This is a genomic window from Candidatus Phaeomarinobacter ectocarpi (genome assembly GCF_000689395.1).
GTDB lineage: Bacteria > Pseudomonadota > Alphaproteobacteria > CGMCC-115125 > CGMCC-115125 > Pyruvatibacter > Pyruvatibacter ectocarpi.
The window spans coordinates 1,203,630-1,216,668 of sequence record NZ_HG966617.1; the positions used below are offsets into that span (position 1 = coordinate 1,203,630).

A 13,039-nucleotide genomic window follows, 5' to 3' on the forward strand; every position below is an offset into this window, starting at 1 on the left:
GGGGGTCTTCGGCGATTGGCAGGACTAGCCGTTGCAGTTTCAGCGACGGCGGCCCTTGCCGCTTGTGACATTGGTGAGATTACTGAAGTCACACAGGTAAGTTGGCGGGCGGCCGCGGATGCGCCCGACGGGTGGTCCGAAGTCCTTGCCAAGCCCTCAGACATCAAAGTGACCGCATATGTCACCGGCGAAGTATTCGCCGGCGGAGGTGTCCTGATTGACCCAAGCGTCGACGGCGTGCCCGAAGGTCTGGGGGAGGACCAATGGGTCCCGTCACTTTCCTATCTTGTGCAGCACCCATCTGGCCAAAATGTACTTCTGGACTCAGGTGTGCGGGCGGGCGAGTGCGGGTATCAAATTTTGCTCGTCCTTGATTTCCCCTGTCGCAATAAGCCGGGACAGGATGTCGTCTCGCAGTTGTCCCGCGATGGCATCGATACCATCGACTTTCTGGTGGCAACCCATTTTCACGGAGATCACGCCAGTGGGCTTGGACCGATCATGACACGCTATGATCCGGTCATCCTGGCGTCTGCCGATGAGATTGACGCTCTGAAAAGCCCCTTGCGCGAAACGCAGGGATATCGCTACGAGCAGTTCGCTGCCGATATGCGGGTTGAGGCAGCCGACAACGGATTCCTTGAAATGCCCTACATCGGCAAGGCTGCGGACTTGTTCGGAGACGGATCTGTTTGGTTGCTGGCAACGCCCGGCCATACGCCCGGGCATATGTCGGTATTTCTCAACGCGGCGGCAGGTCCAGTCCTGATGACCTTTGACGCAGCTCACCTGGAAGCGACCTATCGATACAATGCGCCCGGCGGTCTTGGTGCGGACCTTGATGTCGCCTCAGACAGTATTTCAAAGCTCACCGCTCTGGCAGATGCAATGCCCGGTGTTGCACTCGTCTTCGGACATGAGCCCACGCAGTGGACCGGCGACGCGATCCGCCACGACCTTACAACAACAAAGTAACGGGAGTATCCAAGTGCCGCGCATTTACATGATCCGCCATGGTAAGGCCGCAGCAGGGTGGGGGGCTGACGCTGATCCCGGTCTTGATGGGGAGGGCCAAGCCCAGTCCGAGGCTGTCGCCAAAGAAATAACCGAAAGAGTTGGGGACGCTGCGCCACTGCCACTGGTGACCAGCCCCCTAAAACGGTGCCGTGAAACAAGCGTGCCGCTGGCCCGTCTATGGTCTGCTGTACCCCAAGTTGAAGCGGCGGTGAGCGAGATACCTTCACCGACCGAAGACTTGGATGAACGTGCCGCATGGCTGCGTCGGGTGATGCCAGGAACATGGACGGACATTGCCAAAGATGAAGTCTCCGGTGATGTCGACTTTACGGGCTGGCGTGACTCACTGGTTGCTCAGTTGCAATCCATCTCCGAGGATACGGTGATCTTTAGCCACTTCATTGCGATCAACGCGGCTGTGGGTGGTGCCACCGGTGACGACCGAGTTGTCTGCTTTCGCCCAGACAACTGCTCCGTGACCGAATTCGATGTGACCGATGCGGGATTGAAGGTGGTGTCGCTAGGCCGCGAGGCAGATACTATCGTCCGCTGAACCTGTTTGCGGAGCACTTCATGATATCCGACCTGCCCGGGCCAGAGCTGCTGACGACGGACGAAATGTATCGTGCTGATGCGTTCGCCATTGCAGCGGGCACTCCAGGCAGGGACTTGATGGAAGCGGCAGGCGCTGCAGTTGCTGACGCCATTTGTGACCGGTGGGATGTCCGCGCCACAGCAGTTCTGTGCGGTCCGGGAAACAAGGGCGGTGACGGCTTCGTCATAGCGCGCCTGCTCGGTGAGCGCGGTTGGCCGGTGACGTTGTACCTGCTCGGTGATTTGGAAAAACTGACAGGCGATGCAGCACTGGCGGCATCGGACTGGCAGGGACAAACGCATGCCCTGTCGGAGCATTGCACAGATCGAGCACAATTGGTTGTTGATGCGCTCTTCGGCGCAGGGCTGACGCGACCATTGGAAGGCGTAGCAGCCAAACTTGCCGCTGCAAGCCATCTAAGCGATGTGCCCCATATATCCGTGGATGTGCCAAGTGGCATTGATGGAAATACCGGCGCTGACCGCGGGCAGCCATTTGCTGCTGATCTGACTGTCACGTTCCACCGAGCCAAACCGGGCCACTTGTTGATGCCAGGGCGCCTGAGATGCGGTGAGCTTGTCGTTGCACCCATTGGCATTCCCAAGGGGTCAATTGCGCACACAAGCCCGAAAGCATTTCACAACGGTCCTGACTTATGGGTGCCGCAATTTCCATTCCTGCGCAACGATGGACATAAATACAGTCGCGGGCATGCGGTGGTTGTAAGCGGTGACGCAACATCCACCGGCGCTGCCAGGCTGGCGGCGCGAGGAGCGTTGCGCGCAGGTGCGGGGCTGGTGACCGTTGCAAGTCCGGAAGAGTCACTTGCTGTAAACGCTGCGCACCTCACAGCAATTATGCTTGAAGAGTTTGATGGCGCACCGGGCCTCACGGCCATGCTGGCGGACAAGCGCAAGAATGCGGTGCTGATTGGACCAGGATCAGGCGTCAGCTCCTTCACGCGTGCCCGCACGCTTGCAATTTTGAAGACTGACGCTGGGGTGGTTTTGGATGCAGATGCCCTGACGTCCTTTCAAGAGTTTCCTGACATGTGTTGGTCGGCAATTCTCAAAACGCCAGGCCGGCAGGTCGTCCTAACGCCCCATGAAGGGGAATTTGGTCGTCTGTTCCCCGATCTTGGCGAGCATCCAGACGGTAAGCCAGGTCGCGTGCGCGAGGCGGCGAAAAGATCTGGGGCCGTCGTGGTGCTCAAAGGACCGGATACGGTGATCTCTGATCCCCAGGGACGCGTTGCGATCAATGCAAACGCACCGCCAACACTTGCTACCGCAGGTTCCGGCGATGTGCTGGCCGGGTTTGTACTCGCCCAATTGGCGCAAGGTGTACCGGCGTTCGAGGCGGCATGCATCGGTGTTTGGCTGCACGGCGAAGCTGCCACGCATTTTGGTCCAGGGTTGATAGCCGAGGATTTGCCTGAGCTGCTGCCGGATGTTCTCGAAGAACTGGAGGGTCACATTGGCTGAGAAACCGAAGTTCAGAAAACCACTTCCCAAGCGGTTCAATGCCGCGATGACGGAAGAAGCATACGCCAAGCTGCGCCGGTTTGCGGCGGATACGGGCCTCTCTAACAACTACGTGTTGACCACGCTTCTGGAATATGCCGATGAACTCATTGACCCGGCCGCCTTCCAGCGCTGCGTCGACGAGATGCTGGAAAAGGCGCGCGTTTGATGGGTGCCAATGTCCGCCGCGCTCGTTTGTCAGATCTCGAACAGATCGTGGATATCTATAACCACTATGTGATCAACACCGCGATTACGTTTGATATTGATCCGTATTCGGTTGAAACCCGTCGCGGGTGGTTTGACCAGTTTGGTGATGCAGGGCCACATCAGCTTCTGGTGGCTGAATTCCAAGGCGACATATTGGGGTACGCGGGAACAATGCCGTTTCGGCAGAAAGCAGCTTATGCCCAATCGGTTGAGACAACAGTATATCTGAGGAATGATGCAGGCGGTCAGGGGCTGGGAAGTAAGCTCTACGAAGCACTATTCGCGGCACTCGAAGGTGCGCCGGTCCACAGACTGCTGGCTGGTATGACAGTTCCCAATCAGGCATCAGACGCGTTACATGCAAAACATGGGTTTGAGCCGTGTGGCTTGTTCCGTGAGGTCGGTTTCAAATTTGATAAGTACTGGGATGTGCAATGGTACGACCGGGTGCTCTAGTGCAGTTAGGCTATACGCTTGCCTGCCACATCACATCAAACAGCGCTTTCTGCACCTTGGCGAATTCGCTGCTTTCGATAATGAGGCCATAGTTCTCCTTGCGGGATGAGATGAGGCCCACCTTGTTGTCGAACAGGAAAAGGGTCATCACAAAGGGCTCCGCAGCAGAGGTATAACGGACGCGGCGCAGCTCACCATCACTGTCCTGCCAGATGTCGTCAGTCTCTTCCGCCTTGGATCGCAGGACATGGAGCCATTTTCCTGCCGCAACACGCTGTGCCACAAACCGATCAATGACATCTCGTCCCGGCGAAGCAAGCAGTTCCTGCATGGACAAGATTCCACGGACAGTGTCTGCATCCGATGTGAGCACTGTGTTCAGCACCGTCGAGATGCCGTCGACACCATCGTAGACCTGAAAACGCGGCGTGCTTTCGCCGTTGTCATATAGGGATCGCAGATCCGGCAGCATCGCCGAGAGCGCGCGCTGCTTGTCGTCCAGGTTGCGCGCCAGCACGTCCGGGTTTTCCGCCACCATGTGTGTCTTGCCACCCTTCTGGACGAGGGTAACGAGTTTCTCATCCTTGAGTTTTTCAAGAAGGGAATAGGCTGTGGTGCGCCCGATCCCCGCCTCCCGGGCCACTTGCTGCACAGGCGCACTGCCCAGTTTCAGGGCTGCCACATAGAAACGCCCCAGCTTGCCACTGAGGCCAAGGGAGGCCAGGCTGCTTTCAATATTGTCGGAAAATTTAGACATTGTGACCCGTCATGATCTCCAAATATATTGGAGATAGGTAATCCAGACACAAAAAGGTGTCCAATTAATTCGACAGGAAAAATCGGATCATGAGCGAATTTCTGATCACCTCCGGCCTGATACAGGTCACCGTTGCTGTGTTGCTGGGGTGGCCATTGGCCCTGATGCACTCTGGCTGGAAGCAGGTTGGACCGCTTCGCCATACCAAGAGGGTGCTGCAATACCACCTCGACAATGTGTTCATGGGCATTTTGCAGATGGTGATTGCGACAGTGTTCCCCGAGATGCCCGTGATTGCGGGCTGGCTCTTGCTTGTTGGTTCCTGGACCAACCCGATGCCTTTTCTCTACATGGCATGTTCCATGAAACCACTGCCTGAGCAGCGCGGCATGCGGGTATTCTCGATCCTATCCTTCATCATCATGACCGCCGCTTATTTGTGGCTCGTTGGTGCGTGGCTTGCCCGATAAGCACAACAGGAGGATTGCCCCATGTCTCAGGAGACATTTGAAATGACGCGCGTTGCGGCTGTGCAGATGGAAGCACGGGTCGCCGATGTCCCCTACAACATCGAGCAGGCATCGCGGCTTGTCGATGAAGCTATCGCAAGGGGCGCGAAAGTCATCGCGATCCCTGAGTTCTTCACGACGCGTATCGTCTATGACGAGCGGCTGTTTGCCTGTTCCTTGCCACCTGAGAACCCGGCGCTCGACATGCTCATATCGAAGGCGACCCGTAATCAGGTGATGATCGGTGGGTCCTACCTCGAGATGCGCGACGGCGATGTGTACAACACATATGTGCTCGTTGAGCCGGACGGTAGGGTCCACCGCCACGACAAGGATCTGCCTACAATGGTGGAGAATGCCTTCTATGTCGGAGGCAGCGACGATGGATGCATCGAAACATCCCAAGGGCGGATCGGCGCGGCTGTGTGTTGGGAAATGGTACGCACTCAGACGCCCAAGCGGCTCATCGGTAAAGTTGACCTGCTGATGACCGGATCACACTGGTGGTCTGACCCAGGCTGGTCCGTCTTCAAGCCCATCGCCAAGTCGTTCCACGAAGGCAATGGCCGCATGATGCACCGCACGCCGGGCCGACTGGCCGCAATGATTGGGGCGCCGATCCTCCATGCGGGTCACACAGGCACTCTGGAGGGCGGCTATCTCATGGTTCCAGGCTCACGTTTCCACGTTGGGACCCGCACTCAGTTGATGGGTGACACGCAAATCATCAATGGGGAAGGGGACCTGGTTGCTTTCATGCACTATTCAGAGGGTGCAGGCGTCATCACCGCCGACATTGAACTGGGCGCAACACCACCACGGGAGACCATTCCAGACCGCTTCTGGATTCAGCGATTGAGCTACCTGACGAATTTCATATGGCACCACCAGAATGCCTGCGGGAAATCGGCATATCAGTGGGCAAAAAGGACAGGAAGATTGCAGACATATGATTTCACAAGCAACGCCCCGCCGGCCGCTTTAACCTTGCGAAAAGATGAGGTTTTGATGCTCTGATGAGCCCATCCGGCATGAGCCGAGCCAACACGGCGTAAATCCCGAATATCTGCCTGTTTGCGCTTTGTGATTCATGGTGTAGAAAGCGCTCCGCCTGTCAGGCAGGTATGCGGGCGTGGTGGAATTGGTAGACACGCAAGATTTAGGTTCTTGTGCCGCAAGGCGTGGGGGTTCAAGTCCCTTCGCCCGCACCACATCCTGACACAACAGATTTGCTGCCTTTTGGGGGCGCGCATGAGGCGCCGGCCCCTTAAAAAGTGCGGTGTATAGGCATTTCAACTCCATGGCTTTCCGTGAGGCTGAGATGCGCAACATGAAACGGAATTGAGACGGCGATGCAGGTCACCGAAACCCTCTCTGAAGGGCTGAAGCGCGAATTTACGGTTGTCATCGAAGCTGCGGACCTCGCTGGCCGCCTGGATGCCAAGCTGGATGAAATCAAGGGCCAGGTTCAGCTCAAGGGCTTCCGCCCGGGCAAAGTGCCCAAGTCGCACCTCATGAAGACCTACGGCAAGTCCGTAATGGGCGATGTCATTCAGGAGACCGTTGGTGAAACGTCCCAGAAGGCAATCGAAGAGCGCGAACTGAAACCAGCGCTGCAGCCGAACATCGAGCTTGAAGGCGATGTCGAGCCGGTGGTCGAGGGCAAGTCTGATCTCACCTACAAGCTCACGTTCGAAATCATGCCCGATTTCGATTTGCCTGACTTCTCAGCTCTCACGCTCACTCGCCCTGTCGTTGAGGTCAGCGATGAGGAAGTAGACGAGTCCATCACTCAGATGGCTGCGCAGCAGCAGAACTTTGAGCCAAAGGACGAGAAGGCAAAAGCGGAGGACGGCGACCGCCTGACAATTGATTTCCTCGGCAAGGTCGACGATGTGGCGTTTGAAGGCGGCACCGCAGAAGGCGCCTCGTTGGTGATTGGGTCTGGTCAGTTCATCCCCGGTTTTGAAGAACAGCTCGTTGGCTCCAAGGCAGGCGACGACGTAACCGTCAATGTGACGTTCCCAGCGGAGTATGGTGCTGAGCACCTCGCGGGCAAGGACGCTGTATTCGAAGTGAAGGTCCAGGAAGTTGCGGGCCCCGCCGAAACAAAGATTGACGATGAGTTTGCCACGCAGATGGGGCTCGAAAGCCTGGATGCGCTGAAGGAAGCTCTCAAGGGCCGCATCGGTGAGGATTACGGTCGTATCTCTCGCAACCGCGTAAAACGTTCATTGCTTGATGAACTTGATGGCCTTTTGGATTTCGAACTGCCGCCGACGATGCTTGAGCAGGAAATCGAGCAGATCATCCAGCAGGCCCAGTCTGAAAAAGCGCATAGCGCTGAGGACTATGACCCTGAGCAGGATCATGACCACGACCATTCCGACATTGAGATTTCCGATGAGGAAAAAGAAGAGTTCAAGGCAATCGCCGAGCGCCGCGTGCGCCTCGGCCTGCTTCTCTCTGAGGTGGGAACGCGCAACGAAGTGCAGGTCACTCAGGACGAAGTGAACCGCGCCATCGCCGAACAGGCCCGCAACTTCCCAGGACAGGAGCAGCAGGTGTTCCAGTTCTACACTCAGAACCAGCAAGCTCAGGCACAGATCCGCGCCCCTCTGTTCGAAGACAAGGTGGTCGATTACATCCTTGAGCTGGCCAAAGTCACTGACGAAACAGTGACCCGTGAAGCGCTTCTGGAAGATCCCGATGCGCCAGCAGAAGATGCTGTTGATGCGAAGGAAGAAAAGCCGAAGAAGAAGGCTGCTGCCAAAAAGAAGGCGTCAACGAAGAAAAAAGCGACCTCCAAGAAGAAGGACGACAAAAAGAGCAAGGACGACAAATAGGCCTCAGTTGGTCTGCCGATCCGTCTCTTTCTGTGGATAAGTCTGGTCCGTCTTTACGGTTTGGCCAGCAAGACCTATCTAATGTGGGGTAGCCGTGATTCACGGCACCCCACATTTTTGTTTGGCATACTGGGAATGCGAAGAAATCCAGTCTGTTAAACCCGCCAATTCGCACCAAGGACGACACTGAAGATGCATGATCCCGTCGAGACTTACATGAACCTCGTGCCCATGGTGGTCGAACAGACCAGCCGGGGTGAACGGTCCTACGACATCTTTTCCCGTCTCCTGAAGGAGCGGATCATTTTTGTGACCGGGCCTGTTGAAGATGGCATGGCCAGCCTGGTTACGGCGCAGCTTCTCTTTTTGGAGTCCGAGAACCCCAAAAAGGAGATTGCGATGTACATCAACTCTCCTGGCGGCATTGTGACTTCAGGCATGGCGATCTACGACACCATGCAGTTTATCCGTCCTCAGATTTCCACGCTCTGCATTGGCCAGGCCGCATCCATGGGCTCTTTGCTCCTGGCGGCAGGCCAAAAGGACATGCGATTCGCGCTGCCAAATGCACGGATCATGGTCCACCAGCCGTCCGGCGGCTTCCAGGGGCAGGCGTCTGATATTGAAATTCATGCCCGTGAAGTGCTCGCTCTGCGTGAGCGTCTCAATCAGATTTACGTGAAGCACACCGGTCAGGAGATCGACAAGGTTCAAGAAGCGCTGGAGCGCGATAACTTCATGACACCTGAATCTGCTAAAGATTTCGGGATCATAGACGCTGTCATGGATAGCCGTCCGGGTGATCCTGCTGATGAAGCAGAGGCTGCGTAACACCGAATTCGGCCACTTTTTGTCCGAATTCTCACGGTGCCTGATTTTTCGGCACCTTGACTAAGGTAAATGCGGCTCCACGTTGGTCTTAACCGGGTGTTGATTGCCCTTCGGCTATCGTGGTCGAATGAAAAAGACGGGATTCGCCTGAATCCCCCCTCCTTGTTGCCTTCCATTCATCTTGGCTGGCGTAGCGTTTGCAGTCCGAGGGGCAGATGGGGACGGTGGTTCAGGCACCAACAAGCGCACGGCGCGGAGTTTTCCGCTGCCAGGCCGATATCGAGGAACCCTTTTGGGTAGGTTTTTATGAGCAAAGTCAGCGGCGGCAGCGGCGATTCAAAAAACACTCTCTACTGCTCATTCTGTGGCAAGAGCCAGCATGAGGTGCGCAAGCTGATTGCTGGTCCAACGGTATTCATCTGCGATGAGTGCGTTGAGCTGTGCATGGACATCATCCGTGAAGAGAACAAGTCCTCACTGGTAAAATCCCGCGATGGCGTTCCCACGCCACTCGACATCAATGAAGTGCTCGACGAGTACGTGATCGGCCAGGCCCATGCAAAGCGCGTGCTGGCAGTTGCCGTACACAATCACTACAAGCGCCTTGGCCACGCGTCCAAGAATTCCGAAGTTGAACTCGCCAAGTCAAACATTCTCCTGATCGGTCCAACCGGTTGCGGTAAAACGCTCCTCGCGCAGACCCTTGCACGTATTCTGGACGTGCCGTTCACGATGGCGGATGCCACCACACTTACCGAAGCCGGTTACGTGGGTGAAGACGTTGAGAACATCATTCTCAAGCTGCTGCAATCTGCTGACTACAATGTGGAACGCGCCCAGCGTGGTATCGTCTATATCGACGAAGTGGATAAGATTTCCCGCAAGTCCGACAATCCATCCATCACGCGCGATGTGTCTGGTGAGGGTGTCCAGCAGGCTTTGCTCAAAATCATGGAAGGCACGGTTGCAAGTGTGCCTCCCCAGGGTGGCCGCAAGCATCCACAGCAGGAATTTCTGCAAGTAGACACAACCAATATCCTCTTCATTTGCGGTGGTGCCTTTGCCGGCCTCGAGAAGATCATCGGCAGTCGTGGCAAGTCCACGTCAATCGGCTTCGCTGCTCAGGTGGAAGCGGAAGACGACCGCAAGACCGGCGAACTGCTGAAATCCATCGAGCCGGAAGATCTGCTGAAGTTCGGTCTCATTCCGGAATTCGTTGGTCGTGTGCCGGTTCTTGCGACGCTTGAAGATCTTGATTCCGATGCGCTGATTAAAATCCTGACCGAGCCCAAAAATGCGCTCGTCAAGCAATACCAGCGTCTGTTTGAGATGGAAGACACGCAGCTCACCTTCACAGAGGAAGCGCTGAAAGCGATTTCCCTCAAGGCGATCGAACGCAAGACAGGTGCCCGCGGATTGCGCTCCATTCTGGAATCGATCCTGCTGGAAACCATGTTCGAGCTGCCTGGTCTGGATGGTGTGGAAGAAGTCGTTATTTCTGGCGACGTTGTCGAAGGACGCGCCCAGCCGCTTTACATCTACGCCGAGCGCAAAGCTGAAGAAGCCGACGCCAGCGCATAAGTGCGCAAAGCCCCTAGGTCTTATGTCGACAACAAGATATGGCCTTGAAGCACGGCTCTTGCGCACCAGATATTGAGGTGAAGCGCGGTGCGTCCTGTACGGCCGCTGCTCCCCAAAATGGTAGAAATCTGGGTTTTTGGCACCGGTCACTCTCATGTCGTGTGTCTGCATAAAACCCGCCAGGACGCCTCACGCTAGGGTCCGTCAGATAAAAGGTGACTTTGTATGACTGAGAGCACCGATACACCCAAAAGCAGTGGAAACACCGGCATTGTGACTCCGCGGCCTGAAGGCCTCCCGGTCTTGCCGCTGCGTGATATTGTTGTGTTCCCGCACATGGTGGTGCCGCTTTTCGTGGGCCGCCCAAAGTCCGTTCGCGCCCTTGAGGACGTGATGGCGGAAGATAAGCAGATTTTGCTGCTCACCCAGAAAGATGCATCAGACGATGATCCGTCTACTGATGATATGTATGACATCGGCGCGGTCGCGACCGTTCTGCAGCTCCTCAAATTGCCTGACGGGACAGTCAAGGTTCTGGTTGAAGGTGTTCGCCGCGCAAAGGTAACTGAATGGGTCGCCAATGATGAATTCTTCCAGGCCAAGATGGATGTTCTGGAAGATGACGAAAGCGGAGAGGCTGAGATCAACGCCCTCAAGCGATCTGTGACCGGTCATTTCGAAGAATATGTGAAGCTCAACAAAAAGGTTCCGCCTGAAGTTGTGGTTTCAGTTGGTCAGATCACCGAAGCCTCCAAGCTGGCTGATACGGTGTCTTCACACCTCAACATCCGCATTTCTGAAAAGCAGGAATTGCTTGAGCTGATCGCCGTGCGCGAACGGCTGGAGCGGATCTATGGCTTTATGGAAGGTGAGATCAGCGTCCTTCAGGTTGAGAAGGAAATTCGCAAGCGCGTCAAAACCCAGATGGAGAAGACGCAGCGCGAGTACTATCTCAACGAACAGATGAAGGCGATCCAGAAGGAACTCGGCGAAGGCGAAGACGGCAAGGACGATATTGCCGAACTCGAAGAGCGTATCGAGAAAACCAAGTTCTCCAAGGAAGCCAAGGAAAAGGCCAATGCTGAGCTCAAGAAGCTCAAGCAGATGAGCCCGATGTCCGCTGAATCCACGGTAGTGCGCAATTACCTGGATTGGATGCTGTCTATTCCCTGGGGCAAGAAGGGCCGTGTCAAAAAGGACCTCAATGCCGCAGAGAAGGTCCTCAATGACGACCACTTCGGTCTGGAGAAGGTCAAGGAACGTATCCTTGAGTACCTTGCGGTTCAGCAGCGGACAAACAAGCTGCGCGGACCAATCCTGTGCCTCGTCGGACCTCCCGGTGTTGGTAAGACGTCGCTTGGTAAATCGATTGCCAAGGCAACGGGCCGTGATTTCGTACGCATGTCGCTTGGTGGTGTTCGTGACGAAGCTGAAATCCGTGGTCATCGCCGGACATATATCGGCTCCATGCCGGGCAAGATCATTCAGTCGATGAAGAAGGCAAAGTCGGTGAACCCGCTCTTCCTGCTCGATGAAATCGACAAGATGGGGCAGGATTTCAGGGGCGACCCGGCATCTGCTCTGCTGGAGGTCCTGGACCCAGAGCAGAATGCGTCATTTGCCGACCACTACATGGAAGTCGACTACGACCTCTCCAATGTGATGTTCGTCACAACGGCAAATACGCTCAACATGCCGCAGCCTCTGATGGATCGGATGGAGATCATCCGCATTGCCGGCTATACGGAAGACGAAAAAGTCGAGATTGCCAGGCGTCATCTGATCAACCGCCAGTTCAAGGCTCATGGTCTCAAGAAGGGCGAGTGGGAAATCAATGATGATGGCCTGCGCACCTTGATCCGTCGCTACACCCGCGAAGCAGGGGTGCGAAACCTTGAGCGTGAGCTTGCAGGCTTGGCCCGCAAGGCGGTGAAGCAGATCCTGACCAGCGAAGTTGAGAAGGTGCTTGTCACCGATGATAACATCGAAGAGTACGCTGGCGTTCCAAAGTTCCGCTTCGGGGTCGGTGAAGAAGAGGATCAGGTCGGTGCGGTAACCGGTCTGGCTTGGACAGAAGTGGGCGGCGAATTGCTGACCATTGAAGGCGTCATGGTGCCAGGCAACGGTAAGATGACGACCACCGGCAAGCTTGGCGATGTGATGAAGGAGTCAATCGGAGCGGCATCTTCCTATGTGAAGTCGCGATCCGTTGAGCTCGGCATTCGCCCGACATTCTTCCAGCGTAAGGACATTCACGTCCACGTGCCGGAAGGCGCAACGCCCAAGGATGGTCCTTCCGCTGGCATTGGCATGGCGACCACCATCATCTCATTGATGACGGGCATTCCCGTGCGCAAAGATATAGCCATGACTGGCGAAGTCACTCTTCGGGGCCGTGTTTTGCCGATTGGTGGCCTGAAAGAAAAGCTCCTTGCAGCTCTTCGTGGCGGCATCAAAAAGGTGCTGATCCCGGAAGAGAATGCCAAGGACCTGCCGGAGATCCCCGATAACGTGAAGAACGAAATCGAGATCGTACCGGTCTCCAGCATGGATGAGGTTGTGAAACACGCCCTTGTGGAGGCCGTGACACCGCTTGACCCGGAAACGACGGAGCTTGAAGAGCAAGCTCTGTCTAATCTGGCTCAGGGTGCAGGGGCCGCCGGAGAAGGCGCAATTCGCGCCCATTAAGGCGTTATCCAGCCGTTCTGGCTGAT

General features: G+C 56.0%; 12 protein-coding genes and 1 tRNA gene. 12 read left to right on the forward strand and 1 reads right to left on the reverse strand.

Annotated elements, in window-relative coordinates:
* Positions 1-15: 15 nt before the first annotated feature.
* From BN1012_RS16715 to BN1012_RS05690, 5 genes are read left to right on the forward strand one after another with little or no spacing between them, the layout of a single operon-like run.
* On the forward strand, positions 16-975 hold the full coding sequence (locus BN1012_RS16715; RefSeq protein WP_171815920.1) for an MBL fold metallo-hydrolase: 960 nt from the start codon (positions 16-18) through the stop codon (positions 973-975).
* 13 nt (positions 976-988) lie between these two features.
* The gene (locus BN1012_RS05680) at positions 989-1,570 is read left to right on the forward strand and encodes a histidine phosphatase family protein (protein ID WP_171815921.1); all 582 of its coding nucleotides are present in this window, start codon (positions 989-991) and stop codon (positions 1,568-1,570) included.
* A gap of 20 nt (positions 1,571-1,590) precedes the next feature.
* Positions 1,591-3,096: a bifunctional ADP-dependent NAD(P)H-hydrate dehydratase/NAD(P)H-hydrate epimerase gene (locus BN1012_RS05685; RefSeq protein ID WP_043948876.1), complete on the forward strand. Its 1,506-nt coding sequence runs from the start codon at positions 1,591-1,593 to the stop codon at positions 3,094-3,096.
* Entirely contained in the window at positions 3,089-3,304 is a 216-nt protein-coding gene (locus BN1012_RS17375) for a hypothetical protein (protein WP_197538340.1), read from the forward strand. The genes BN1012_RS05685 and BN1012_RS17375 overlap by 8 nt, the downstream gene beginning before the upstream one ends.
* A complete protein-coding gene (locus BN1012_RS05690; protein WP_043948877.1) occupies positions 3,304-3,801 on the forward strand; it encodes a GNAT family N-acetyltransferase in 498 nt (165 codons plus the stop codon). The genes BN1012_RS17375 and BN1012_RS05690 overlap by 1 nt, the downstream gene beginning before the upstream one ends.
* 10 nt (positions 3,802-3,811) lie before the next feature.
* Here the strand turns inward: BN1012_RS05690 and BN1012_RS05695 are convergent, their stop codons facing one another.
* Positions 3,812-4,558 carry a TrmB family transcriptional regulator gene (locus tag BN1012_RS05695; RefSeq protein WP_043948878.1) on the reverse strand — a complete coding sequence of 249 codons (747 nt, stop codon included), beginning with the start codon at positions 4,556-4,558 and terminating at the stop codon, positions 3,812-3,814.
* An 89-nt stretch (positions 4,559-4,647) separates the two neighbouring features.
* On the opposite strand from BN1012_RS05695, the gene BN1012_RS05700 reads away from it, so the two are divergent.
* The 7 genes from BN1012_RS05700 (at position 4,648) to lon (ending at position 13,013) form a co-directional block, all read left to right on the forward strand.
* Positions 4,648-5,028 (forward strand): hypothetical protein, encoded by a 381-nt coding sequence (locus tag BN1012_RS05700; protein ID WP_043948879.1) that lies wholly within the window; start codon positions 4,648-4,650, stop codon positions 5,026-5,028.
* Positions 5,029-5,049: 21 nt separating this feature from the next.
* Positions 5,050-6,084: a carbon-nitrogen hydrolase family protein gene (locus BN1012_RS05705; protein WP_052534671.1), complete on the forward strand. Its 1,035-nt coding sequence runs from the start codon at positions 5,050-5,052 to the stop codon at positions 6,082-6,084.
* 109 nt (positions 6,085-6,193) lie between these two features.
* Positions 6,194-6,278: transfer RNA gene (locus BN1012_RS05710), tRNA-Leu, on the forward strand.
* A gap of 141 nt (positions 6,279-6,419) precedes the next feature.
* On the forward strand, positions 6,420-7,913 hold the full coding sequence (gene tig, locus BN1012_RS05715; RefSeq protein ID WP_043948880.1) for a trigger factor: 1,494 nt from the start codon (positions 6,420-6,422) through the stop codon (positions 7,911-7,913).
* 192 nt (positions 7,914-8,105) lie between these two features.
* The gene (locus BN1012_RS05720) at positions 8,106-8,744 is read left to right on the forward strand and encodes an ATP-dependent Clp protease proteolytic subunit (protein ID WP_043948881.1); all 639 of its coding nucleotides are present in this window, start codon (positions 8,106-8,108) and stop codon (positions 8,742-8,744) included.
* Between the two features lie 306 nt (positions 8,745-9,050).
* The gene (gene clpX, locus BN1012_RS05725; RefSeq protein WP_043948882.1) at positions 9,051-10,325 is read left to right on the forward strand and encodes an ATP-dependent Clp protease ATP-binding subunit ClpX; all 1,275 of its coding nucleotides are present in this window, start codon (positions 9,051-9,053) and stop codon (positions 10,323-10,325) included.
* Between the two features lie 225 nt (positions 10,326-10,550).
* Positions 10,551-13,013, forward strand: a complete 2,463-nt coding sequence (lon, locus tag BN1012_RS05730; protein ID WP_081826242.1) for an endopeptidase La — start codon at positions 10,551-10,553, stop codon at positions 13,011-13,013.
* The last annotated feature ends 26 nt before the right edge of the window (positions 13,014-13,039 follow it).